Raw genomic sequence first — 24915 nt, 5'->3', positions numbered from 1 at the left:
AAAGATTATGACAGCAACAGAAATAAAAGATAACGTAGAAAAAGCTTTAGAAGAAATTCGTCCCTTTTTAATAAGTGACGGAGGAAACATTAAGTTATTATCTATCGAAAATAATAAAGTAAAAGTTCAGTTAGAAGGAGCTTGTAGTGGCTGTACAGTAAATCAAATGACGTTAAAAAACGGCGTTGAGGCAACTATAAAAAAATATGTTCCATCAATAGAAGAAGTAATTAATGTAGCTTAAAACTTGATTTTTATCAGGTTTTAATAACTACAAACTTATTATTTTTGGGCGTTCGAGCGCGCTTTCGCTACTCGCTTTTTTAAAAATAGAAAAATATTTTTAAAAAGAGCTCAAACAAGCCGCTCAATCACTAACGCATATATTCCTGTCTTCAAAAAAAGACAGGAATATCAGTATAAAAAAGAAAATTCTTGTCATTAAAATGATACAAACAGATATACTAATTATAGGAGCAGGTCCAACAGGATTGTTCACCGTATTTGAAGCAGGATTATTAAAATTACGTTGTCACTTAATTGATGCATTGCCACAACAAGGAGGGCAATGTTCAGAAATTTACCCTAAAAAACCTATTTACGATATACCAGCGTATCCAGAGATTTTGGCAGGCGATTTAACGGATAAATTAATGGAACAAATTAAACAATTTGAACCAGGATTTACCTTAGGAGAACGCGCTGAGACAATAGAAAAACAAGAAGATGGTAATTTTATAGTAACCACTAATAAAGGTACAAAACACCAAGCACCTGTAGTAGCAATTGCAGGTGGTTTAGGAAGTTTTGAGCCACGTAAGCCTCCAATTCCTGGTATTGCAGATTATGAAGATAAGGGAGTTGAGTACATGATTAAAGAGCCAGAGCTTTACCGAGATAAAGATGTGGTTATTGCAGGAGGTGGAGATTCTGCTTTAGATTGGTCTATTTTCTTAACAGATATAGCTAAATCTGTAACTTTAGTGCACCGTAGAAATGAATTCCGCGGAGCGTTAGATTCTGTTGATAAAGTACAGGAATTAAAAGATGCAGGTAAAATTAATTTAGTTACACCAGCTGAGGTTAAAGGAATCGTTGGTGAAAATAATGTTGAAGGTGTTTTAATCGAACAAAAAGATAAAGAGCAATACACGTTAAAATGTGATCATTTTATTCCGCTTTTTGGATTATCACCAAAACTAGGACCTATTGCAAATTGGGGGTTAGAAATTGAAAAAAATGCCATTAAAGTAAATAATGCATTAGATTATCAAACGAATATTCCTGGTATTTATGCGATTGGCGATGTAAATACCTATCCAGGTAAATTAAAGTTGATTCTTTGTGGTTTTCACGAAGCAACGTTAATGTGTCAAAGTGCTTTTCAGCGTATTTTTCCGGATAAAAAATACGTAATGAAATATACCACAGTTGGTGGAATAGATGGTTTTGATGGTACACGTAAAGAAGCTCCGAAAGCAGTAGTTAAAAAAATAGAGTAGTATTTTAACTAACTTTAGCTGGTTTATAAATAGATAAAATTTGACGTTAATAGATTACATAGAACAATTATCACAAGATAAACTCTTGTATTTTGCATTGCCAATATTTTTAATTTCGATGTTGGTAGAGTATAAAATATCAAAAGAAAAATACAATGCAAAAGACACAGGGATATCAATCTTAATGATGGTTTTCTCTGCATTTGTAGAGTTTTTTCCTAAGATAATAGCTTTTGTTGTTTTCTTCTATTTACATGAGTTAAGTCCGTTAAAAGACATTGTACAACGACAATGGTGGGTGTGGATATTGCTGTTTTTTGCAGATGATTTTGCCTATTACTGGTTTCATCGCTTAAACCATGAAGTCCGTTTGTTTTGGGCAGGTCACGTGCCGCATCATTCATCAATACACATGAATTTAGGTACAGCTCTGCGTCAAGGAGTTGGTGAGCGTATTCATAAATTTTTCTTTTGGATATGGATTCCTTTATTAGGTGTCGATCCATTAATGATTTTTGTAATGATGTCTGTAAGTTTAATTTATCAATTTTTTGTTCATACCGAATTGGTAGATAAACTACCAAAACCGATTGAATTTATTTTTAACACACCTTCGCATCATAGAGTACATCATGCATCTAACATTCGTTATTTAGATTGTAATCATGCTGGAGTTTTAATTATTTGGGATCGTATTTTTGGTACTTTTTCTGAAGAATTAAAAGATATAGAACATCCCGTTTACGGTTTAACAGTAAATATTGAAACGTATAATCCAATAAAAGTTGCAACACACGAATATTCGGCAATTTTAAAAGATATAAAAAGAGCTCGTAAATTTTCTGACAAGCTAAATTATATTTTCAACTCACCAGGTTGGACGCATGATGGAGAGGATAAACGAGCAAAAACATTACGTAAAAAAATGAATTTGTAATATGGAACAAGATATCACCCTAAAAATAACTGATAGAGAAGGTGTTTTACACGAAATTCAAGCGCCAACAGATATGGCAATGAATTTAATGGAGGTTGTACGTTCGTACGAATTAGCGCCAGAAGGAACAATTGGAATTTGTGGTGGAATGGCAATGTGTGCTTCTTGTCAATGTTATATAAAATCAGCACATGAATTGCCAGAAATGGGCGATGATGAAGATGCAATGTTAGCAGAAGCTTTTTATGTAGAAGATAATAGCCGTTTAGGCTGTCAACTAGCAATAACTCCAGCACTTGATGGTTTAGAGGTTGAACTAGCACCTGAAAGTTAAATAATAACTGAAACTTTCTGTATATTTGTGGAGTAAGCAACTTAAAAAGGCTAAAAAATGTATTTAGACTTACTATCACATTTAAAATTTTTGATAAAACGCAATCCCGAATAATTAATGGAATAATCTATCAATGTTAAAATGTAGCAATACTTAATTGTTACATTGTTATATTAATTTATTAAACTATTAAGCAATATGCCTTTTTATCATAAGTTAGGAAATATTCCTCCAAAAAGACACACACAGTTTCGTAAAGAAGACGGAAGTTTGTATTACGAACAATTGTTTGGTACGATTGGTTTCGACGGAATGTCTACCAATTCATATCACGAACACAGACCTACAATGGTCAAAGAAATTCGCAAGCAATACTCTGTTGCACCCAAAATAGCGAAAGCAAATAATATTCAATCGTATCGTTTTCGTGGATTTCAAGTAAAGCCAGAAAACGATTATTTAGAAAGCAGAAAGGTTGTTTTAACGAATTCAGATTGTAATATAATTTTATCGGCGCCAAAAAAATCTACAACCGATTATTTTTATAAAAACACCGATGCTGATGAGGTAATTTTCATCCATAAAGGAACCGGTAAACTAAGAACACACCTTGGAAATATCGATTTTAAATACGGAGATTATTTAGTAATTCCACGTGGGATTATCTATAAATTAGATTTTGATGATGAAAATAACCGACTTTTCATAGTAGAATCTTACAGTCCGGTTTACACTCCAAAACGTTACAGAAACTACTTTGGGCAACTTTTAGAACATTCACCATTTTGTGAACGCGATTTAAGAAGACCAGAAGAATTAGAAACTTATAACGAGTTAGGCGATTTCTTAATCAAAGTAAAAAAGCAAGGAGAAATTATAGAAATGGTCTATGCTTCACATCCTTTTGATGTGGTTGGTTACGACGGCTATAATTTTCCGTATGCTTTTTCAATTCACGATTTCGAGCCAATAACAGGTCGTATTCATCAACCGCCACCAGTGCACCAAACATTCGAAACAAACGCATTTGTAATTTGTAGTTTTGTACCTCGCTTGTACGATTACCATCCAGATTCAATTCCTGCTCCATACAACCACAGTAATATCGATTCAGATGAAGTTTTGTATTATGTAGATGGTGATTTTATGAGCAGAAATGATATCGATCAAGGTCATATTTCACTGCACCCGGCAGGTATAGCTCATGGTCCGCACCCAGGAGCAACCGAGCGCAGTATCGGGCATACAAAAACCGAAGAATTAGCTGTAATGGTAGATACATTTAAGCCGTTACAAGTAACCGAAGAAGCAATGAAAATTGCCGATGAAGACTATTATAAATCTTGGTTGGAATAAAAAAGATAAAAGAAATTAGAAAAAAGAATAGAGAAATTGAGCGATAGAAAAAGACATAACTACAAGAACTTAAAGATTTGGAAAATCGGAATTGATATTGTAGATGATGTTTTTAAAATCACTAATTCTTTTCCAGAGGAAGAAAAGTTTGGATTAGTATTATAAATTAATAGATGTTCTATTTCTAGTAATATTCCAGAAGGTTCATCAAGAACAGATAAATCTTTTTCACATTTTATTGATATTTCTCCTGGTTCTTCTTTCGAATTTGAAACACAATTAATAATAGCGTGCAATAGAAATTATATAAATAAAGAACAATTAACAAAGATTGAAGTAAAAATTCAAGAATTTCAAAAGATGACAATGGGCTTCCAAAATAAGCTGTAAAAGTCTTTTTTCTTGCATCTCTTCTCTCTTTTCTATAAAACACAAACATGAGCAAAAAAGATATAAAATCAGTAGAATACGGTTTAGAAAAAATATTTGAAGGAGCACAAGATTTCCTTCCATTACTAGGCACCGATTACGTTGAGTTTTACGTAGGTAATGCGAAACAAGCAGCACATTTTTATAAAACAGCATTCGGATTCCAATCACACGCATATCGCGGATTAGAAACAGGGTCAACAGATTCTGTGAGTTATGTGTTAACACAAGACAAAATTAAGTTGATGCTAACAACTCCGTTAAATAGTAAATCGCCAATAAATGACCATATTGTAAAACATGGTGATGGTGTAAAAATTGTAGCTCTTTGGGTAGAAGATGCAAGAAAAGCATACGAGGAAACAACATCAAGAGGCGCAAAATCCTATATGGAACCTACTGTAGAAACAGATGAACATGGTGAAGTTGTAAGGGCAGGAATTTATACGTACGGTGAAACGGTGCACATGTTTGTAGAGCGTAAAAACTACAACGGTGCATTCTTACCAGGTTTTCAAAAATGGGAATCAGACTACAATCCGCCAAGTGCAGGTTTAAAATTTATCGATCATATGGTTGGTAATGTTGGTTGGAACCAAATGGATGTTTGGGTAAAATGGTATGAAGATGTTATGGGGTTTGAAAACTTTTTATCTTTTGATGATAAGCAAATTCACACAGAATATTCGGCATTAATGAGTAAAGTAATGTCTAACGGAAATGGCCGTATTAAATTTCCAATAAACGAACCAGCAAAGGCAGCTAAGCGTTCTCAGATAGAAGAATATTTAGATTTTTACGAAGGTGCAGGTGTGCAGCATATTGCAGTTGCAACAGATGATATTATTAAAACAGTATCTCAATTAAAAGCAAACGGAGTAGAGTTTTTATCAACGCCACCAGAAGAATATTACAGGTCAGTTCCTGGAAGATTAGAAGAATTTAGCCATGAATTAAGAGAAGATATCGAAAAATTAAAAGGTTTGGGTATCATGATTGATGCTGATGAAGAAGGGTATTTATTACAAATTTTTACAAAACCAATTGAAGACAGACCAACGTTATTTTTTGAAATCATTCAAAGAATGGGAGCTCGTGGATTTGGAGCAGGTAACTTTAAAGCATTGTTCGAATCTATTGAGAGAGAACAAGAAAAAAGAGGAACGTTGTAGAAATATAGAAACAAGAGGTTAGAGTCAAGAGTTAAGAGAGGTTTGTCTTTTTTCTTGACTCTTTTTTCTCTATTCTAAAAAAGAAAAATGAATAAAGACGAATTGCTAAAAGCAATAGAAAATAAGTACGAAAAGTTAGGTGTTCCGTTAGAAACAATGTTAGAAGGTTTGTTGCACAGCACACCAATAACTTATTGGGATTATATTCAAACCGATGCCTTATTAGGATTGCAAATACCAAGAACAACAGAGCCTGATGAAATGGTTTTTATTATGTATCATCAAGTAAATGAGCTGTTGTTTAAAATGGTGTTATGGGAAATTGATCAAATTTCACTTTCTGAAGAAGCAATTACTGCAGATAAATTCTCAAAACACTTAATGCGTATCAGTAGGTATTTTGATATGTTGTGTAATTCGTTTACCGTTATGCAAGACGGAATGGATGTAGAGCAATATTTAAAGTTTAGAAATACGTTGGCGCCTGCAAGCGGATTTCAAAGTGCGCAATATCGAAAAATTGAATTTGCATCAACAGAACTAATTAATTTAATTGATGCTCGTTATAGAGATACGATTGATAGGAACTCGTCTTTTAAAAATGCTTTCGACCATTTGTATTGGCAAGCAGCTGGTAAAAATCATCAAACAGGTAATAAATCAATCTTAATTAAACTTTTCGAGAAAAAGTATATGGGTGATTTTATCGATTTTATGGAAGATTATAATGACTGTAACTTATCTACAAAATTTAAACAGCTTCCAGAGGGCGTTCAAAAAAATGAAGAATTAGTTAAAGCAATGCGTCATTACGATTACACGGTAAATGTAAAATGGGTAATGGCACATTATAACGCTGCGGGGAAATATTTAGGTGGCGGAGATAAAGATTTAGAAGCTACAGGTGGAAGTAATTGGCGTAAATATATGCATCCGAAATACCAACGCAGAATATTTTTTCCGTATTTGTGGAGTGAAGAAGAACTAAAAAATTGGGGAACATTTTAATCCTGATTAACAATAGTAAAAAAGCTGCTTGATTTTAAAATCAAGCGGCTTTTTTTAGTTTGGAACAGTAATTGTCTTACTTTTTTCATAAGTTTGAATACTATGAAGAAACAACTATTTTTTATTTCCGTACTATTTTTTACCATAATTACTTTTGGTCAACAAAAACCAGTAGCTTTTAAAGATGGCGAATGGCTTAAGTTTAAAATGAGTTACAGCGGTTTTTTAAAAGCCGGTGAAGCTACATTATCAGTAAAAGAAGAAGTTTTAAATGGTAAAAAAATATTACATGCAACAGGAAAAGGAAAAACCACAGGAATGATTAAGTGGTTTTTTAAGGTAAATGATAATTACCAATCATACTTTGATATTCAAACCGGTAAACCATATTTGTTTAAAAGAAAAATTAACGAAGGCGGTTACAAGAAAAACAAACAAATAACATTTAATCAGGAAGATAATACTGCATATGTAGAAGATTTTAGAAAAAAAACAGATACACTTATTTCAGTAAACGAACCTCAGGATATGATTTCGACTTTCTACTTTTTAAGAAGTTATGATACTAAAGGAATGAAAAAGGGAGAGGAAATAAGTATAGATATGTTTTTTGATAATAAAAGTTATCCTTTTAAATTACGCTTTTTAGGTAATGAAACTCTAAAAACAAAGTTCGGGAAAGTTAAAACGCAAAAGTTTAGACCAATCGTTCAGTCAGGTAGAGTATTTAAAGCAGAGGAAAGTGTAACAGTATGGATTACTGCAGATGATAATAAAATACCAATAAAAATAAATGCTTCATTATCTGTAGGTTCTCTTCGTGCGGAGTTAGATGCGTATAAAGGATTAGCAAATCCTTTTGAAATAGTTTTTGATTAAAAAATAATATAGATAGTTTACTTATCGTTAAAGTGTCATAAACAATATTTTTTATTTGTATTTTTGCAGATAAACACAAATTTAAACCACTTTTTTTGAAAAAATTTATTTTCCCACTTCTTCTTTTTTGTTTTTTTTTATCTTGTAAAGAAGAAAAGAAAGATCCTATAAAAATTCCGATTAAAATAGAAAAGCCAAAACCTGTTTTTGCCTTTGGTTTTAATTTAGATAACTACAATTTGATAAACGATACCATAAAAAGTGGAGAAAGTTTTGGGGTTATTTTAGACAGGCATCATGTTATGTATCCTAAAATAAACGAAATAGCAACAGTAATTAAAGATACTTTTGATGTTAGACGAGTTCGTTCAGGTAAAGCATATACGATACTTACCTCTAAAGATTCTCTTGAAAAAGCACAAGTTTTTATATATAAACACAACAAAGTTGACGCTACAGTAATCAATTTTAAAGATTCTGTTATATCGGCATATAGAATTAAGAAAAAAATTAAAATTCTAGAAAAAGAAATTGCAGGAGAAATTTTTTCTAGCTTATCAGTTACTATGGATAGTTTAGGCTTAAAACCAACCTTAACAAATACTGTTGCTGATATTTATGCGTGGACTTTAGATTTTTATGGTTTGCAAAAAGGAGATCGTTTTAAGTTAATTTATGAAGAAAAATTCATCAACGATTCTGTTTTTGTAGGATATGGTGAAGTAAAAGCAGCGGTTTTTAATCATAAAGGAGATGATTTGCATGCCTATAAGTTTGTTGGAGATACGATAAATAAGATTCCTGAATTTTATGATGAAAAAGGAAATATGTTGCGAAGAGCATTTTTAAAATCACCAATTAAGTTTCAATATCGTATTTCATCACGTTATAATTTAAGGAGAAAAATAGCACTTTATGGTAGAGTGCGTGCACATAGAGGAACCGATTTTGCAGCAAGATACGGAACTCCAATTATGACAACAGCTAGCGGAACCGTAGTGAAATCAGCAAGACGTGGTGGTAACGGAAATTATGTAAAAGTAAAGCACAACAGCACTTATAGTACTCAGTATTTACATATGAAACGCAGAAATGTTAAAGTAGGAGATTATGTTAAGCAAGGAGATATTATAGGGTATGTAGGTATGACGGGAAATACAAGTGGGCCACATGTTTGTTATCGTTTTTGGAAATACGGAAGAGAAGTAGATCCGTTTAGAGAAAAATTGCCTTCAGCAGAGCCTTTAGATCCGAACATGAAACCAGCGTATTTTGAATTTATAAAGCCGCTTAAAGAGCAGTTAGATAAAATTGAATTGACTAAAAAGGATACAATTTCTAAGCCTTTAATTGAGAAAGAACTATTACTGATACATTAAACTATGGCTTTAGAAAATATAAATCCAATTCAAACCGAAGCGTGGAAAAAGTTAATCGACCACTTTAGTGAAGCAAAAAAATATGAGTTAAAAGAATTGTTTCGCAAAGATAAAAACAGAAAAGAACAATTTTCTATTTCTTTAGGTGATTTTAAAGTTGATTATTCTAAAAACCACATTACTCAGGAAACAATTGATTTATTAGTTTCATTAGCAGAAGAAACTAAGTTAAAAGACGCTATTGATAAATATTTTTCGGGCGATAAAATTAATGTTACAGAAAATAGAGCTGTTTTGCATACAGCTTTAAGGAGTAACTCAAATAGTCCTCTTTTAGTTGATGGAAAAGATATAAGACCCAAAATACAAACCGCTCTTAGAAAAATGAAAAGCTTTAGCAATAAAGTTATTTCAGGGAAATGGAAAGGTTTTACAGGTAAACCAATTACGGATGTTGTAAATATTGGAGTAGGAGGTTCTGACTTAGGTCCGCGTATGGTTGTGGAGGCATTGCAGTTTTATAAAAACAAATTAACCACACATTTTGTTTCTAATATAGATGGAGATCATGTATTTGAAATTTTAAGTAAGCTTAATCCTGAAACCACTTTATTTGTAATTGTATCAAAATCATTTACTACAGATGAAACTATAACGAATGCAAATATCATTAGAAATTGGTTTTTAAAATCGGCCATTGTTTTTGATGTAGCTAAACATTTTGTAGCTGTGTCTTCTAATATTGAAGAAGCAGTTAATTTCGGGATAGACAAAAAGAATATTTTTCCAATGTGGAATTGGGTTGGAGGACGATTTTCATTATGGTCAGCCGTAGGGCTGTCTATTAGTTTGTCTATAGGGTATGATAATTTCAAAGAATTATTAAACGGAGCAGAAGAAGTTGACGAACACTATAAAGATGCTAATTTTAAAGAAAACATTCCTGTAATATTAGCTTTGTTAAGTGTTTGGATGAATAATTTCTTTAAATGCGAGACAGAAGCAGTTTTACCATATAGCTATCACTTGTCAAAGTTTCCTTCTTACTTGCAGCAATCTGTTATGGAAAGTAATGGGAAAAGTGTTGATAGAAATGGTAAACCAGTAAACTATCAAACAGGAAATATTATTTGGGGAGCAGCGGGTACAGATATGCAACATGCTTTTATGCAATTAGTACATCAAGGAACAAAACTAATTCCGGCTGATTTTATTGGTTTTGAAGAGTCATTATATGGTTTGGTAGATTCACATAAAAAATTAATGGCTAATTATTATGCTCAAATGGATGCCTTAGCTTATGGTAAAACAAAAGAAGAAATACATTTAGAGTTAAAAATTGAAAATAAATTAGATCAAATAAATTTACTACTGCCTTATAAGACATTTAAAGGAAATCGACCAACTAATTCGCTGCTCTTAAAAAAACTTACACCAAAATCTTTAGGAATGTTAATCGCTACTTATGAGCATAAAATATTTACACAAGGTGTTATATGGAATATTTATTCTTTTGATCAGTTTGGAGTGGAGTTAGGTAAGGAACTGGCTAAAAAAATGTTAAATAATTAAGGAATCTTTTTTTTAATGTGGTTTTATTGAACTTACCTTGTTAAGGTAATGTTAAAAAGCTTAACATTAAATTAATATTAGCAACTTATAAAAGCAAGACCTTTGCGCCGCATTTAATAACAATTAGATTAAAAATGAAAAATTTTAAAAATGTTTTACTAGTAGCACTGTTCATTGTAACAGCTACTGTTTTAGGGCAAACTAAACTAACAGGTACAGTTGTTGACGAAATGGGAGAGCCATTACCAGGAGCTGGAGTTGTAGTTAAAGGAACATCAAACGGAACGGCAACAGATTTTGACGGTAAGTTTATGTTAAACGCTAAATCTACTTCAGGTACTGTTGTATTATCTTTTATAGGGTACAACAATAAAGAAGTAGCTTATTCAGCTTCAAAAATAAATTTAGGCTCTATTGAGTTAGAACCTTCAAATGTTTTAAGCGAAATAGTAGTAACAGCAACATCTTTTGCTGTTGATAGAAAAACTCCAGTAGCAGTATCTACAATTAAAGCATCAGAAATTGAAGCGAAATTAGGAACTCAGGAATTTCCTGAGATTTTAAAATCAACTCCAGGTGTATACGCAACTAAACAAGGTGGGGGATACGGAGATTCAAGAATTAACTTACGTGGGTTTAGATCTCAGAACGTTGCCGTAATGATTAATGGGGTTCCTGTTAATGATATGGAGAACGGAAACGTATATTGGTCTAACTGGGCTGGTTTATCAGATGTTACATCTGCAATGCAAGTTCAAAGAGGTTTAGGTGCTTCTAAAGTAGCTGTTCCTTCTGTTGGGGGTACAATTAACATTCTTTCAAAATCTACTGACGCTGAAAAAGGAGGTATGGTAAGAGCTTCAACAGCTAATGACGGTTATCAAAAATACGGAATGACATTATCAACAGGTTTAATGGAGAACGGATTGGCTATTACAGCATCTGCAGCTACTATTAAAGGTGATGGTTATGTAGATGGTTTATGGTTTGATGGGTTTAATTATTTCTTAAACGTAGCTAAAAAATTTAATGATAATCACAAGCTTTCTTTTACAGTTTTTGGAGCGCAACAAGAGCACGGACAAAGATTTAATAGAACTACTGTGGCTGTAAACAGAGCTACTGAAAGAGGTGGGAAAAGATTTAATCCAGATTGGGGTTACAGAAATGGACAAATTGAAAATAGTTCTTTTAATTATTATCATAAACCACAGATTTCTTTAAATTATGATTGGGTTATTTCTGATAAAACATTTTTAACTACAGTATTATATACATCATTTGGTAAAGGTGGTGGTAGAAGATCAAATCCAGGTTCATCTAAGTTTGCTTTTGGTGTTGGTCAAGATGAATACAGGCTAGGAGGTTTTGATAGCCCAATTGATTATGATAAAATTGTTGATGAAAATAAAACAAGAGGTACACAAGGTTCTTCAGATGTTTTCTTAAACTCAGTAAACAACCATAACTGGTACGGAGTATTGTCTACTTTTAAAACTGATTTAACAGACGAGTTAACTTTTTCAGGAGGTTTAGATGGTAGATATTATGAAGGTATTCATTATTATGAAGTTGCTGATTTATTAGGAGGAGATTTTTATATTAACGAATACAACAACACTAATAATTTTGGTGAAGCCTTAGAAGTAGGTGATCGTTTAAGATACGATTACGTAGGTAGAGTTTTAAGATATGGTTATTTTGCACAGTTAGAGTATTCTAAAAATGACTTGTCTTTATTCTTAGCGTCATCTATGTCTAACACAGAATATAACAAAACTAACAACTTAAATGATGCTTTAAATCCAAATGGTAGAGATTCTGATGATGTTAGCTTTTTAGGATATAGTATTAAAGGAGGGGCAAATTATAACATCGATGCAAATCATAATGTTTTTGCTAATGTAGGATATTTCTCTAGAGCACCTTTTTTAGCAGCAAGTGTTTTTTCAAGAAGAGAGTCAGGTAGTATAAATGAAGATGCTGTAAACGAAAAAGTATTTTCAGCAGAAGTTGGATACGGGTTTAGAAGTGAAAAGTTATCAGCAAATTTAAATGTGTATAGAACTTCTTGGTTAGATAGATCAAGAGTTGTTTCTGGACAACCAGATCCTATTTCAGGACAGATTCCTGTAGCTAACGTAACAGGATTAGATGCATTACACCAAGGTGTTGAATTAGATTTTATTTATAAAATGACTGATAATTTAAAACTTACAGGTATGGTTTCTTTAGGAGACTGGAACTGGACAAGTGATGCATCAGGTGATCTTTTTGATGGAGCGGGAAATTTCGTGAGCCAAACTAATATTTATGCAGACGGTTTAAAAGTGTCAGATGCTGCACAAACAACTTGGGCTTTAGGTTTAAACTATAAAGCAGCACAAAGAACTTCTTTCTTTGTAGATTATAACTATGCAGGTGATAACTATGCTACTATGGATGTAGTTAGAAGAACAAACCCTAGTGATAGAGAAGATACTTGGCAGTTACCTAACTTTCATTTATTTGACTTAGGATTCTCTCACGGTTTTACTATAGGAGATTTTGATTCTACCTTATCAGGAAAATTAAACAACATCTTCAATACAGAATATATTTCTGATGCAAGAGACGGTAGTTCTCACACTGTAGATGATTCTTTAGTGTACTATGGTGCAGGTAGAACATTTAGTTTAGGTTTAAAAGTTAAATTTTAATTATAAAACAATTTAGAGATGAAAAAAATTATATATTTTTTCGCAATATTTACACTTGTTTTATCTTCTTGTAACCCATTAGAAGATATTAATGAACAAATTGATGCTCAAGAAACTTCAATTGTTGATAACATAGTTTATACACTAACAAATGATGATTATACAGAAGAAGTTGAAGATGGTGGGTTAGGTTTTCGCTTTCCTAACTTCAACTCTGTAGATGATGTAAAGGCTGAAGTACCAGCTTTTTTAACAAATAAATATCCAATATTAGGTAATGGTTCTACTGCATTAATTACCTATAAGCTATATGCTCCAAAGCGTACTGAAAGAAGTTTAATAGTTTATGAGGTAACAAGAGCTGATTATGATGCACAAGGTTTAAGGTTTCCTAATTTCTCTAATGATAGTGAAATATTTGATTTCTTAGAGGCTAAATATCCTACGCCTGATGATAGAGTGTTAGTTTCTTTAACTTACGACTTTTTTAATGGAAGTGTAAACGAACTTAATGATGGATTCTTCTTTACAGAGGGTGAATGGGTTAAGGTAACAGGTTTAACTGATGATCAATATGCAGCAGCCGGAGAAAGATTTCCTAATTTTTCAGATGAGGAAGAAGCATTGTCAGTATTACCAATATTCTTAAAAGAAAACTTTAAATTTAGTCCAAAAGTTAAAGGTGATATTGAGCCATTTATGTATAAATTATTTGTTACAGATGAAGATGATGTAGATGGTGATGGAAGAACTGACGATAGAACTACTTATAGCTATGTTACTTATTTTGTGTATGATGGTGCAGATTGGTTACCATATGATAACACAGTAGAGGAATCTATACAGTTTGGTCATGATGGTGTTACTTGGGTACCAGACAATACAATAGCTTATACATTAACTACAGAAGATTACGATTTAATAGCAAATAGCGAATTAAAAGATGTGACAGGTTATGAATCAGCTATATCTAACTTAGCTCGATTTGGTAATATCAATAGAACTGGTAGTGCAGAAGGTGATGAGCCATCAGGAGCTAGTAGTTGGAATGACCTTATGGTTTACAGAGCTTTGGCAATTGTTTTAAATAATTTAGATCCATCTGCAGATGAAGATCAAAAGTATTTAGTTTCAATTAGCGTATTTAACGGTTCTAGTGCTACAGAAAGTTTTGGACTTATTAAAAAGTCAGGTGAGTGGGTTAAGCAATAGTATTTGCTAAAAACACAAATAATATTTTTAAAGCCACCTCAATTGAGGTGGCTTTTTTATGCGTAAAAATTAGTACATTTACCATTATTAAAAACAATGATATTATGATGAAAACATTACACTCTTATTGGGCATATATTGTATTGGCTGTATTAATTTTTACAGTAATAAACGCAATTATAGGTTTAGTACAGAAAAAAGAATTTACCCATAAAGAATTCCGTTTGGGGTTGTTTAGTTTAATAACAACACATATTCAGTTATTGTTAGGGTTTTTGGTGTATTTCATAGGAGGTTTTCAAAAAGGACTGGGAGATATGAAAGATGCTCCTGTACGACTCTTAGCTTTAGAACATCCATTAATGATGATCTTAGCAATTGTGTTAATAACCATCGGATGGTCTAAACATAAGAAACAAGTGAAAAGTGAGGCTAAATTTAAAACCTTTGCAATTTTTTACGGAATCGCATTGCTACTAATATTATCAAGAATTCCTTGGAGTAATTGGTTTTAATTACAAAATATAGTCCCGCTCTCGCGGGATTTTTTATTTTTGTAAGCTATTAAATATTTTAAAATGAAATTCATAAGTTATATCGTTTCATCAATATTCGCATTGGTGTTTTTTTTACTATTAATCATATTTCAACCATTGCAATGGTTAGGGTTAAAATTGTTCGGTCAAAATGGTCATCAGAATGTAGTAAATATTATGAATTGGGTATTAATAAAATCACTTTTGATTTTAGGAGTTCGTGTTCAGGTAGAAAATGAACAAGATTTACCAGAAAACACCACTTTAATATTCGTTTCAAACCATCAAAGTACTTTTGATATTCCACCAATTATTTGGCATTTTAGAAAACACTTTCCGAAATTTGTATCTAAAAAAGAACTAGCAAAAGGAATACCAAGTATCTCTTTTAATTTAAGACACGGTGGCGCTGCTTTAATCGATCGTAAAGATGCAAGACAAGCATTAACTGAGTTGGCAAGTTTTTCAAAAAATATAAATAAAAACAAATGGTCTGCGGTTATTTTTCCTGAAGGAACAAGAAGTAGAACAGGTAAACCAAAGTCATTCTCAATAAATGGCTTAAAAATGATTACAAAGTACAACCCAGAAGCTTATATTGTGCCACTAACCATAAATAATTCATGGAAAGTATTCAAGTATGGTAAATTTCCGTTAGGTTTGGGAAGTCCAATAAAAATTAAGACACACGCGCCAATAAAGGTAAACAGTTTACCGTTTAATGAATTGGTGGCAACAGTAGAAAATACGATTAAAGAATCAATTTTATAATCACTTATAAATTATAAAAAATTATGTCAGTACAAAATATCCGAAAGGAAGTAATGAAAACGCTCGAGAAGAATATCGATAGTTTCGTAGAAAAATTTTTAATACCCGCGGAAAAAATTTGGCAACCAACAGATTTTTTACCAAACTCACAAAAAGATACTTTTATTTCTGAAGTTGAAGAAATTAGAGAATTATCTAAAGAATTAGATGATGACTTTTGGGTAGTATTGGTAGGAGATACAATTACAGAAGAAGCACTACCAACTTACGAGTCTTGGTTGTTGGATTTAGATGGAATAACACAACACCCAGATAACGGTTGGGCAAAATGGATTCGTGCTTGGACGGCGGAAGAAAATCGTCATGGAGATACTTTAAACAAGTATTTATATCTTTCAGGACGTGTAAATATGCGTGAGGTAGAAATTACCACGCAACATTTAATTACTGATGGTTTTGATATTGGTACTGCAAGCGATCCATATAAAAACTTTATATACACGAGTTTTCAGGAATTAGCAACGTATGTTTCTCACTTAAACGTAGCTAAAATTGCAAAGAAAAAAGGACACAAAGCGTTGGCAAAAATGTCTCGAATTATTGCAGGAGATGAAATGCGTCATCACCAAGCATATACAGAATTTGTGAAGCAGATATTTAAAATTGATCCTAGCGAAATGATGTTAGCATTTCAATACATGATGAAATACAAAATAGTAATGCCTGCAATGCACTTAAGAGAGTCTTTTGGAGCAAAAGGAACTTTATTTGATGATTTCTCTACAGTAGCGCAAAGAGTTGGGGTATACACAGGTTTTGACTATGTTGATATTATTAAAAAACTAAATACAACTTGGGAGATAGATAAGATTACAGGTTTAACTCCAGAGGCTGAGAAAGCACGTGATTACTTAATGAAATTACCAGATAGAATGTATCGTATTACAGAACGTATTGTGGTTCCTGATACCAAATTCAATTTTAAATGGATGATTCCATCTTAGAAAGATAATTAAAGAACGTCATTACGATAAAGAGAAGTAATCTTCTATTATTGCAATGACGTTTTTTTTATTGAAAAGTAAATACGTCTTTATCTTCTAAAAACCGAAACTTATCGCGAGTTTTACACTGTATTTCTTTATCTAGCTCAATAACTAAAGAGATTTCTTCTCCTTTATTTTTAGTTAAACATTTTCCTAACATATCATACGTAGCGGAATTACCGCTGTACTCATAACCGTTAGCATCAGTACCAATTCTATTTACACCAATTGTATAACTCATGTTTTCTATAGCACGCGCTTTTAAGAGTGCATTCCAGGCTTCAATTCTTGGTGTAGGCCAATTAGCTACATACAATAGTAAATCGTAATTATGAGTGTTTCTGGCCCAAACAGGAAAGCGTAAATCATAACAAATTAGCGGACAAATCTTCCAATCTTTATAATGGATTAAAACAATGTTTTTTCCTGCAGAAAACACCTTGTGTTCTCTCGCCAATGTAAATAAATGTTTCTTGTCGTAAAAATCAATTTTACCTGAAGGATGTACAAAAAGTAATCGATTGTAATAATTGTAATCTTTATCAGCATCTAAACACGGTTCTTTAATAATAATACTTCCAACAATTGCTGCTTGCTTTTTGTTAGCTACATCTTGCATCCAAATAATAGTATCACCAGTCATCGTTTCTGCTAAATGCTGTGCGTTCATAGTAAAACCAGTGCTAAACATTTCGGGTAAAATTATTAAGTCGATACCTAAAGGAAGCTTGTTTATTTTTTCTTTAAAATGATTTCTATTTTCAGCTGGTTTTTCCCAAATTAAATCAGCCTGAATAAGTGCAGTTTTAAGTTTGTTTGTTGTAATCATTAGCAAAGAAATGAAGTTAATTATCCTCTCAAAAATAAGATAAATATTGTACTTTGGGTAGATTAAAAAACCGCTATGAACTCTTTTATTTCAGAAACTTTAGATACTATTTTACAAACCACCAAATCGTTTGAAAATGTTGTATTTGTCTTGCCGTCACAAAGGGCAGGAGTGTTTGTAAAGCAAACATTTAAAAATAAAATTTTAGCAGGTTTTTTACCTCAAATTTTAAATATTGGCGATTTTGTTGAAGAAATTTCTGAAATTAATAAAGCTGATTCAGTACAACTGCTATTTCATTTTTATACTATTTATAAAGATATTGAAGAAAATCCAGATACGTTTGATGTTTTCTCTACATGGGCTTTTACTGTTTTACAAGATTTTAATGAAATTGACCAACACTTAATTAATCCGAAGGATATTTTTGTGTATTTACGCGATATTCATCGTTTACAAAAATGGTCGGTAAAAGGAGAGTTTAAAGAAACGGAGCTAATGAAAGATCATTTCTCTTTTATGGAGAAATTAGAAGATTTTTATGCTGTTTTTTATCAATTTTTGATTTCAAATAAAATTGGATATCAAGGTGTTTTATATCGTGAAGCAACTAAGAATGTTGAAAATTTTATTAGTAAAAATCAACATAAAAAATATTTTTTCATCGGATTTAATGCTCTAAATACAGCGGAAGAATTTTTATTTCAAGAGTTTTTATCTGCAGGAAATAGTGAGGTTTATTGGGATATTGATAAAACTTTTTATGAAGGAAATCATCAAGCGGGTAGTTTTCTTAGAAAGTATAAAAAGCAGTGGAAATATTATGAAAAAAACCCAATTCAAACGATTAAAAATTATTTCTCTGAATCTAAGAATATTCAGGTTATAGGAGCATCAAAAAATATTACACAAATAAAACATGCGGGAGAAATTTTATCAAAATTACCAAATCATAATAATACAGCCTTGGTATTGGCCGATGAAACATTGTTGCCAATAACCTTAAATTCATTACCTAAAAGCGTAGAGGCAATAAACATTACCATGGGATATCCGTTAAAAGATATTCCTACAACGAGTTTAATTTTTGCTATTTTTCAGTTATTTAACAATCAAGAAAAACTACAAAAACAAAAAGATAAACAGTTTTATCATAAAGATGTTGTTCGGTTTGTAAAAGATGAATCAATTTATAAATTATTACAAATTGATGCTGAAACAAATGTTGCAGATATTATTTCGGCAACGATTGTTAAAGAGAATACTACTTTTATCAATCAAACAAAAATCGCTGAGTTTCTTGCTCCTTTAGACGAGGAAATTAAAGAAGTTGTTTGTCTTATTTTTAATCCGTTTTCTACAATAGCAGAATTTTTATCAAGAATACTAAAGTTAATTAATGTTTTAAAAGACACAGCCAACGATTTAGAAAAAGAATATTTATTCCGTTTTTACACGGCATTTACACAATTACAAAATTTACATATTGAGTTTAACTACGTGCAAAATCTAAAAACATTGCACCAGTTTTTTAGGCAATTAATTCAGTCTGAAAGTTTGTCTTTTAAAGGAGAACCGTTGCAAGGTTTACAATTAATGGGTGTTTTAGAAACACGAATGTTAGATTTTGAAAACGTAATTATCACATCGGTAAATGAGGGTGTTTTACCCGCAAGTAGCCAACAAAATACTTTTATTCCTTTTGATGTAAAAATTGAATTCGGATTGCCCACATATAAAGAAAAAGATGCACTTTTTTCATATCATTTTTTTAGGTTATTGCAAAGAGCAAAAAATATTTTTATCTTATATAATACAGAGCATGATGTTTTTGGAAGTGGAGAAAAAAGCCGTTTTGTTACGCAATTAGAAATGATGCGAGACGACATTACTGAGAAGATAATTAGTCCGAAAGTAGTAACATCGGAGACAAAATTAAAAGAGATTCAAAAAGATGAGAAAGTTTTAGAACGCTTACAAGAGTTGGCTAAAAAAGGAATATCACCATCAGCATTAACCAATTACTTATACAACCCGATTGCTTTTTACAAACAGAAAGTTTTAAAAATTAATGAGTTCGAAAATGTAGAAGAAACCGTTGCCGCAAATACTATGGGAACTGTGGTTCATGATACTTTAGAAGCGTTATATAAACCTTTTATAGGTAGGTTTTTATCTGTTGATGATATTATTAACATGCAACAGAAAACAAAAGAACTGGTTACTTTTTATTTCTCAGAACATTTTAAAAACGGAGATATTGCTACGGGGAAAAATAGGCTAGTTTTTGAAGTTGCGAATCGATTTGTAGAAAATTTTTTAGCAAATGAAAAACAGTTGTTAAAAGATGAAAATAATCAATTAAAAATAATTGGAACAGAACAAAATTTAGCTGCTGAAATTACGGTTGAAGGTATTGATTTTCCTATAAAAATTCACGGACAAGTTGATAGAATTGATGAGTTAAATGGTGTTGTTAGAATTATAGATTATAAAACCGGAATGGTAGATGCAACTAAACTAAAAGTGGTGGATTTTGAAAATATTAGAGATTTAAAACACCATAAGGCAATTCAGGTTATGCTGTATGCTTTTTTGTATACTCAAAACAATAAATTTGATTTCTCTAATAATTTAGAAGCAGGTATTATTTCGTTTAAAAACTTAAAAAACGGGTTCTTAAAAATGAATTTTTCATCTAATTACCGTACTCCAGATAATGAAGTAACAGAAGAAAAACTGAATGATTTTATGGATGAAATAAAAGTGTTTTTAAAAGAGATATATAATTCTAAAATTGATTTTATCGAACCAGCAGATTTACCTTATTAGCATATAATGTAGCTTTTATAAAAAAAGAAAGGATAAAAATTAAATTTTTATCCTTTTGCACCTTTATTTGTAAATTATCAATATGTTCCCCCCCAGAAACATATTGACATTTCGAAGATATAAACTTATAGAAGCATAAAAATGTAAATAATCGTAATTTTAAAAAAAAAAATAAAAAATATTTTTTAAGGATGCGCATTAACCCATACTTCACCATCTTCAAAATATTCTTTTTTCCAGATAGGAACAGTTTCCTTTAAAGTATCAATTGCAAATTGGCAAGCATCAAAAGCCGCTTTTCGGTGCGGAGAAGAAACTGTAATAATTACAGGAACATCTTTTATTTGCAGTAAACCTTCAGCGTGATGAATCGCTATTTTTTTTATAGGAAATTTTTCTAAAGCCAATTCAGCAATTTTTTGCATTTCTTTAATGGCCATTGGTTTGTAAGTAGAAAAATCTAAATGAGTAACACTTTTATTTTGAGTAGCATCTCTTACGGTGCCAACAAAAACAGAGATTCCGCCACAAGAAGTATCTACTACAAAATCATAGCATTCTTGCAAGTTTAGTTTTTCTGAAGTTACCTTTATCGAAGTTATTTTCATTTTAAATAATAAACTTTAACAAAGATATAAGTTTGAAAATGTAAATAGTATAAACGAATCAGATTTAAATATTTATTTTTGTAAGCAACATAAAAGAAGATACTTTTTAACAAAAAATATGAAAACACTTAACGATTTTAATTTCGAAAATAAAAAAGCATTAATACGAGTAGATTTTAATGTGCCTTTAAACGACAGTTTAGAGGTGACTGATGTTACACGAATTAAGGCAGCAAAGTCAACAATAATCAAAGTATTAGAAGATGGCGGTAGTTGTGTGTTAATGTCGCATTTAGGTCGTCCGAAAGGAAAAGAAGATCAATTTTCATTGCGTCATATTATAGCTAAAGTTACAGAAGTTATAGGGGTTCAGGTTAAGTTTGTTGAAGATTGTATTGGAGATAAAGTTACCGAAGCGATTGCAAATTTAAAAAGCGGAGAGATTTTATTATTAGAAAACTTACGTTTTTATCCAGAAGAAAAAGCAGGAGATGTAGTTTTTGCTGAAAAATTATCTGAATTAGGTGATGTTTATGTGAATGATGCTTTTGGTACTGCACACAGAGCGCATGCTTCTACAGCAGTTATTGCACAATTTTTTGCTGAAAATAAATGTTTCGGAAATTTATTGGCAACCGAAATTGAAAGTATCAACAAGGTTTTAAATGATTCTGAAAAACCAGTAACTGCAATTTTAGGAGGAGCAAAAGTATCGTCTAAAATTGGAGTGATAGAAAATATTATTGAAAAAGTAGATCATATTATTGTTGGTGGAGGAATGACCTTCACTTTTATTAAAGCTTTAGGCGGAAACATTGGTAATTCGTTAGTAGAAGATGATAAATTAGAGTTGGCATTGTCAATTTTAAAATTAGCAAAAGAAAAAAACACTGAAATACATTTACCAGTAGATGCTATTATTGCTGATGCTTTTTCAAATGATGCAAATACGCAAATAGTTGATACAACTAAAATTCCTGATGGATGGATGGGGCTTGATTGCGGGCCAAAAACATCAGAGAAATTTGCAGCAGTAATTGCAAAATCTAAAACTATTTTATGGAACGGACCTTTAGGAGTTTTTGAACTGGAAAAGTTTGCAACAGGAACCATCGAATTAGGAAACGCTATTGCTAAAGCAACTGAAAGCGGAGCATTTTCTTTAGTAGGAGGCGGAGATTCTGTAGCAGCAGTAAAGCAATTTGGTTTTGGAGATAAAGTAAGTTATGTTTCTACAGGTGGTGGAGCAATGTTAGAAATGTTAGAAGGAAAAACATTACCAGGAATTGAAGCGGTTTTAAAATAAAATGTCATTTCGAGCGCAGTCGAGAAATAGTTGTTAATTAAATTGATAAAATGAAGTACACTAAACTACCAAATACCGATATAAAAGTTTCTAAAATTTGTTTAGGAACCATGACATGGGGAAATCAGAATACTGAAGTGGATGGACACGAGCAAATGGACTATGCGTTGGAGCAAGGCGTAAATTTTTGGGATACAGCCGAATTATATTCAGTACCAGCAACGCCAGAAACTTATGGTGCAACTGAGAAAATAATTGGTTCTTGGTTTAAAAAAACCGGAAATCGTGATAAAGTAGTATTGGCGAGTAAAATTGCTGGTGGTGGCGACTATACAAAACACATTCGAACTGGTGGCTTTACAAAACAAAATATTATTGATGCGGTTGAAGGTAGTTTAAAACGTCTACAAACCGATTATATCGATTTATATCAGTTTCATTGGCCTTCTCGTGGTGTAAATTGTTTTGGTGTTCGTGATTATCCGTATAAAACAGCAACCAAAGAAGCTGAAAATCATTTAGAGATTTTAGAAACAATGAATGCTTTAGTAAAACAAGGAAAGATAAAACACATTGGATTATCAAACGAAACGCCTTGGGGAACCATGAAGTATTTGCAAACTGCCGAGCAACATAATTTGCCAAGAATGAGTACTATTCAAAACTCATATTCTTTAATTCACAGAGGTTATGAAGTAGGTATGAGTGAAGTTTCTATGAGAGAAAACATTGGTTTGTTAGCATATTCGCCTTTAGCACAAGGAGTTTTATCAGGTAAATATTTAGATGGTAAAACGCCTGAAGGAGCAAGAGGAACTTTGTTTCCGAGGTTTATAGCTCGTTATATGAGCGAAGATTCTTTAAAAGCAGTTAGAGAATATTTGAAAATAGCCGAAAAACACGGACTAACATTGGCTGAATTGTCATTAGCATACATAAATCAGTTGCCCTTTGTAACTAGTAATATTATTGGAGCTACAAAAATGAGTCAGTTAAAAGAAAATATCAACTCTATTAATATTGATTTATCAGAAGAAATTTTGGCAGAAATAGAATCGGTTCATAGTTTAATTCCGAATCCTGCACCGTAAATTTTAAGGCTTGACATATCAAAATAAAAAAAATCCGAAGTACTATTTACTTCGGATTTTTTTGCAATTATTTATCTACGAAAACTACTCAACTATTTTAAGAGCGGTAGCTTTAAATCTATCATTTTCTAATTTACCAGTTACTTCTACTTTTCTAACAACATTACAAAAGCCAATTTTCTTGTCGTGCGCATCACCGAAATCATCAATATGAGCGCCATCAACAAAATAGGCTTTATCATCAATTTTAATGGCTAAATCACATCCGTTTTGACTTTCTAAACCGAATTTACATTGACCGCAAGAAGCATCGGCTATAAACGTTTTTTCTTTTGGTTGTGAACAAGCTATTATTCCGAATAAAAATATAAAAAGTAAATTTTTCATCTGATTTTTAAATTTTGAGATTAGTATCCTATTTTTTTACGAACTCTTTGTAAAACATCCGTAGCAACCGTACGAGCTTTTTCGGCTCCAACAGCAAGAGCTTCGTCAATTTCAGTACGGTTCTCCATGTAATGATTGTACTTTGTACGAACGTCAACAAATTTATCGATAATCAACTCGTATAAAGCTTGTTTAGCATGACCGTAACCATAGTTTCCACCTTCGTAATTTGCACGCATTTCAGCAATTTGTACATCCGAAGCTAATAATTTATAAAGCGCAAAAACATTATCTGTATCCGGGTTTTTAGGATCTTCAAGTGCTTTACTATCCGTTTGAATCCCCATAATTTGCTTGCGTAGTTTTTTATCAGACAAGAAAATATTGATGAAATTATTTCTAGATTTACTCATTTTTTCACCATCAGTTCCAGGAACTAATTTTGTGTTTTCGCTAATCTTAGCTTGTGGTAAAATTAAAGTATCACCCACAACATTATTTAATCTACTAGCTACATCACGAGCCATTTCTAGGTGTTGTAACTGGTCTTTTCCAACCGGTACAATTTCTGCGTCGTATAATAAAATATCGGCAGCCATTAACATCGGGTATGTAAATAACCCACTGTTAACATCAGCCAAACGATCGGCTTTATCTTTAAAACCGTGCGCTAATGTTAAACGTTGGTACGGAAAATAACAACTTAAGTACCAAGATAATTCTGCAACTTGAGGAATATCACTTTGGCGATAAAAAACAGTTTTGTTAATGTCAATTCCACATGCAAGCCAAGTAGCAGCAACACTATAGGTGTTTTCTCTTAATTCGTTACCATCTTTAATTTGTGTTAAAGAATGCATATCTGCAATAAAGATAAAAGCTTCGTTTTTAGAGTCGTTAGCCATTTCAATGGCTGGTAAAATAGCTCCCAATAAGTTACCTAAATGCGGAGTTCCTGTGCTTTGTACTCCTGTTAAAATTCTTGACATATTCTGTTTTGAAAAATTATATAAGCAGCGCTTACGACTGC

Annotated in this window: 22 protein-coding genes and 1 pseudogene; 19 read left to right on the top strand and 4 right to left on the bottom strand. The window is 31.9% G+C overall.

Annotation, left to right across the window (positions count from 1 at the left end; genetic code table 11):
- Positions 1–7 precede the first annotated feature (7 nt).
- The 16 genes and pseudogenes from H0I30_RS10065 (at position 8) to H0I30_RS09990 (ending at position 16790) form a co-directional block, all read left to right on the top strand.
- Entirely contained in the window at positions 8–244 is a 237-nt protein-coding gene (locus H0I30_RS10065) for a NifU family protein (RefSeq protein WP_218771730.1), read from the top strand.
- Positions 245–446: 202 nt separating this feature from the next.
- Positions 447–1502, top strand: coding sequence for an NAD(P)/FAD-dependent oxidoreductase (locus H0I30_RS10060; RefSeq protein WP_218771729.1), 1056 nt, complete (start codon positions 447–449; stop codon positions 1500–1502).
- Positions 1503–1542: 40 nt separating this feature from the next.
- A complete protein-coding gene (locus H0I30_RS10055; protein ID WP_255554365.1) occupies positions 1543–2439 on the top strand; it encodes a sterol desaturase family protein in 897 nt (298 codons plus the stop codon).
- A 1-nt stretch (position 2440) separates the two neighbouring features.
- Positions 2441–2773 (top strand): 2Fe-2S iron-sulfur cluster-binding protein, encoded by a 333-nt coding sequence (locus H0I30_RS10050; protein ID WP_218771728.1) that lies wholly within the window; start codon positions 2441–2443, stop codon positions 2771–2773.
- A 198-nt stretch (positions 2774–2971) separates the two neighbouring features.
- Positions 2972–4129, top strand: a complete 1158-nt coding sequence (locus H0I30_RS10045; RefSeq protein ID WP_218771727.1) for a homogentisate 1,2-dioxygenase — start codon at positions 2972–2974, stop codon at positions 4127–4129.
- Between the two features lie 36 nt (positions 4130–4165).
- A pseudogene (locus H0I30_RS10040) lies at positions 4166–4519 on the top strand (four helix bundle protein).
- Between the two features lie 47 nt (positions 4520–4566).
- Entirely contained in the window at positions 4567–5730 is a 1164-nt protein-coding gene (gene hppD / locus H0I30_RS10035) for a 4-hydroxyphenylpyruvate dioxygenase (RefSeq protein WP_218771726.1), read from the top strand.
- Positions 5731–5817: 87 nt separating this feature from the next.
- Positions 5818–6738 carry a tryptophan 2,3-dioxygenase family protein gene (locus H0I30_RS10030; RefSeq protein ID WP_218771725.1) on the top strand — a complete coding sequence of 307 codons (921 nt, stop codon included), beginning with the start codon at positions 5818–5820 and terminating at the stop codon, positions 6736–6738.
- A 102-nt stretch (positions 6739–6840) separates the two neighbouring features.
- On the top strand, positions 6841–7617 hold the full coding sequence (locus tag H0I30_RS10025; RefSeq protein WP_218771724.1) for a DUF3108 domain-containing protein: 777 nt from the start codon (positions 6841–6843) through the stop codon (positions 7615–7617).
- 95 nt (positions 7618–7712) lie between these two features.
- Positions 7713–8996 carry a peptidoglycan DD-metalloendopeptidase family protein gene (locus H0I30_RS10020; RefSeq protein ID WP_218771723.1) on the top strand — a complete coding sequence of 428 codons (1284 nt, stop codon included), beginning with the start codon at positions 7713–7715 and terminating at the stop codon, positions 8994–8996.
- Between the two features lie 3 nt (positions 8997–8999).
- The gene (pgi, locus tag H0I30_RS10015; protein ID WP_218771722.1) at positions 9000–10568 is read left to right on the top strand and encodes a glucose-6-phosphate isomerase; all 1569 of its coding nucleotides are present in this window, start codon (positions 9000–9002) and stop codon (positions 10566–10568) included.
- 134 nt (positions 10569–10702) lie between these two features.
- Positions 10703–13267: a carboxypeptidase-like regulatory domain-containing protein gene (locus H0I30_RS10010; RefSeq protein WP_218771721.1), complete on the top strand. Its 2565-nt coding sequence runs from the start codon at positions 10703–10705 to the stop codon at positions 13265–13267.
- Between the two features lie 18 nt (positions 13268–13285).
- The gene (locus tag H0I30_RS10005; protein WP_218771720.1) at positions 13286–14479 is read left to right on the top strand and encodes a hypothetical protein; all 1194 of its coding nucleotides are present in this window, start codon (positions 13286–13288) and stop codon (positions 14477–14479) included.
- Between the two features lie 107 nt (positions 14480–14586).
- Complete coding sequence (locus H0I30_RS10000; RefSeq protein WP_218773514.1) at positions 14587–14994, top strand: hypothetical protein; 408 nt, start codon at positions 14587–14589, stop codon at positions 14992–14994.
- A gap of 63 nt (positions 14995–15057) precedes the next feature.
- Positions 15058–15786, top strand: coding sequence for a 1-acyl-sn-glycerol-3-phosphate acyltransferase (locus H0I30_RS09995; protein WP_218771719.1), 729 nt, complete (start codon positions 15058–15060; stop codon positions 15784–15786).
- A gap of 23 nt (positions 15787–15809) precedes the next feature.
- Positions 15810–16790, top strand: coding sequence for an acyl-ACP desaturase (locus tag H0I30_RS09990; protein ID WP_218771718.1), 981 nt, complete (start codon positions 15810–15812; stop codon positions 16788–16790).
- A gap of 67 nt (positions 16791–16857) precedes the next feature.
- Here the strand turns inward: H0I30_RS09990 and H0I30_RS09985 are convergent, their stop codons facing one another.
- Positions 16858–17661: a nitrilase family protein gene (locus tag H0I30_RS09985; protein WP_218771717.1), complete on the bottom strand. Its 804-nt coding sequence runs from the start codon at positions 17659–17661 to the stop codon at positions 16858–16860.
- 75 nt (positions 17662–17736) lie between these two features.
- Between H0I30_RS09985 and H0I30_RS09980 the strand changes: the two genes are divergently transcribed.
- Entirely contained in the window at positions 17737–20493 is a 2757-nt protein-coding gene (locus H0I30_RS09980; RefSeq protein WP_218771716.1) for a PD-(D/E)XK nuclease family protein, read from the top strand.
- A 185-nt stretch (positions 20494–20678) separates the two neighbouring features.
- Here the strand turns inward: H0I30_RS09980 and H0I30_RS09975 are convergent, their stop codons facing one another.
- Positions 20679–21101 (bottom strand): molybdenum cofactor biosynthesis protein MoaE, encoded by a 423-nt coding sequence (locus tag H0I30_RS09975; RefSeq protein WP_218771715.1) that lies wholly within the window; start codon positions 21099–21101, stop codon positions 20679–20681.
- A gap of 118 nt (positions 21102–21219) precedes the next feature.
- On the opposite strand from H0I30_RS09975, the gene pgk reads away from it, so the two are divergent.
- Together pgk and H0I30_RS09965 are read left to right on the top strand one after the other, a co-directional pair.
- Complete coding sequence (pgk, locus tag H0I30_RS09970; RefSeq protein ID WP_218771714.1) at positions 21220–22407, top strand: phosphoglycerate kinase; 1188 nt, start codon at positions 21220–21222, stop codon at positions 22405–22407.
- A gap of 50 nt (positions 22408–22457) precedes the next feature.
- On the top strand, positions 22458–23498 hold the full coding sequence (locus H0I30_RS09965; RefSeq protein ID WP_218771713.1) for an NADP(H)-dependent aldo-keto reductase: 1041 nt from the start codon (positions 22458–22460) through the stop codon (positions 23496–23498).
- Between the two features lie 84 nt (positions 23499–23582).
- On the opposite strand, the gene H0I30_RS09960 is transcribed toward H0I30_RS09965, so the two are convergent.
- Both H0I30_RS09960 and trpS read right to left on the bottom strand, forming a co-directional pair.
- A complete protein-coding gene (locus H0I30_RS09960; protein WP_218771712.1) occupies positions 23583–23885 on the bottom strand; it encodes a DUF6370 family protein in 303 nt (100 codons plus the stop codon).
- 20 nt (positions 23886–23905) lie between these two features.
- Positions 23906–24874 (bottom strand): tryptophan--tRNA ligase, encoded by a 969-nt coding sequence (gene trpS / locus H0I30_RS09955; RefSeq protein WP_218771711.1) that lies wholly within the window; start codon positions 24872–24874, stop codon positions 23906–23908.
- Between the last annotated feature and the right edge of the window lie 41 nt (positions 24875–24915).

This window comes from Tenacibaculum sp. AHE14PA (assembly GCF_019278465.1).
GTDB lineage: Bacteria > Bacteroidota > Bacteroidia > Flavobacteriales > Flavobacteriaceae > Polaribacter > Polaribacter bernardetii.
Note: the sequence above shows the minus strand (reverse complement) of the source record. Positions and strands in the feature narration are given on the sequence as shown.

Bases quoted from the DNA above. Each gene is read 5' to 3' on its own strand.
- H0I30_RS09975 (WP_218771715.1), bottom strand. From the start codon at position 21,101: ATGAAAATAACTTCGATAAAGGTAACTTCAGAAAAACTAAACTTGCAA.
- pgi (WP_218771722.1), top strand. From the start codon at position 9,000: ATGGCTTTAGAAAATATAAATCCAATTCAAACCGAAGCGTGGAAAAAG.
- H0I30_RS10045 (WP_218771727.1), top strand. From the start codon at position 2,972: ATGCCTTTTTATCATAAGTTAGGAAATATTCCTCCAAAAAGACACACA.
- H0I30_RS10005 (WP_218771720.1), top strand. From the start codon at position 13,286: ATGAAAAAAATTATATATTTTTTCGCAATATTTACACTTGTTTTATCT.
- H0I30_RS09965 (WP_218771713.1), top strand. From the start codon at position 22,458: ATGAAGTACACTAAACTACCAAATACCGATATAAAAGTTTCTAAAATT.
- pgk (WP_218771714.1), top strand. From the start codon at position 21,220: ATGAAAACACTTAACGATTTTAATTTCGAAAATAAAAAAGCATTAATA.
- H0I30_RS10000 (WP_218773514.1), top strand. From the start codon at position 14,587: ATGAAAACATTACACTCTTATTGGGCATATATTGTATTGGCTGTATTA.
- H0I30_RS09980 (WP_218771716.1), top strand. From the start codon at position 17,737: ATGAACTCTTTTATTTCAGAAACTTTAGATACTATTTTACAAACCACC.
- H0I30_RS09960 (WP_218771712.1), bottom strand. From the start codon at position 23,885: ATGAAAAATTTACTTTTTATATTTTTATTCGGAATAATAGCTTGTTCA.
- hppD (WP_218771726.1), top strand. From the start codon at position 4,567: ATGAGCAAAAAAGATATAAAATCAGTAGAATACGGTTTAGAAAAAATA.
- H0I30_RS10060 (WP_218771729.1), top strand. From the start codon at position 447: ATGATACAAACAGATATACTAATTATAGGAGCAGGTCCAACAGGATTG.
- H0I30_RS09990 (WP_218771718.1), top strand. From the start codon at position 15,810: ATGTCAGTACAAAATATCCGAAAGGAAGTAATGAAAACGCTCGAGAAG.
- H0I30_RS09985 (WP_218771717.1), bottom strand. From the start codon at position 17,661: ATGATTACAACAAACAAACTTAAAACTGCACTTATTCAGGCTGATTTA.
- H0I30_RS09995 (WP_218771719.1), top strand. From the start codon at position 15,058: ATGAAATTCATAAGTTATATCGTTTCATCAATATTCGCATTGGTGTTT.
- H0I30_RS10065 (WP_218771730.1), top strand. From the start codon at position 8: ATGACAGCAACAGAAATAAAAGATAACGTAGAAAAAGCTTTAGAAGAA.
- H0I30_RS10010 (WP_218771721.1), top strand. From the start codon at position 10,703: ATGAAAAATTTTAAAAATGTTTTACTAGTAGCACTGTTCATTGTAACA.
- H0I30_RS10050 (WP_218771728.1), top strand. From the start codon at position 2,441: ATGGAACAAGATATCACCCTAAAAATAACTGATAGAGAAGGTGTTTTA.
- H0I30_RS10030 (WP_218771725.1), top strand. From the start codon at position 5,818: ATGAATAAAGACGAATTGCTAAAAGCAATAGAAAATAAGTACGAAAAG.
- trpS (WP_218771711.1), bottom strand. From the start codon at position 24,874: ATGTCAAGAATTTTAACAGGAGTACAAAGCACAGGAACTCCGCATTTA.
- H0I30_RS10025 (WP_218771724.1), top strand. From the start codon at position 6,841: ATGAAGAAACAACTATTTTTTATTTCCGTACTATTTTTTACCATAATT.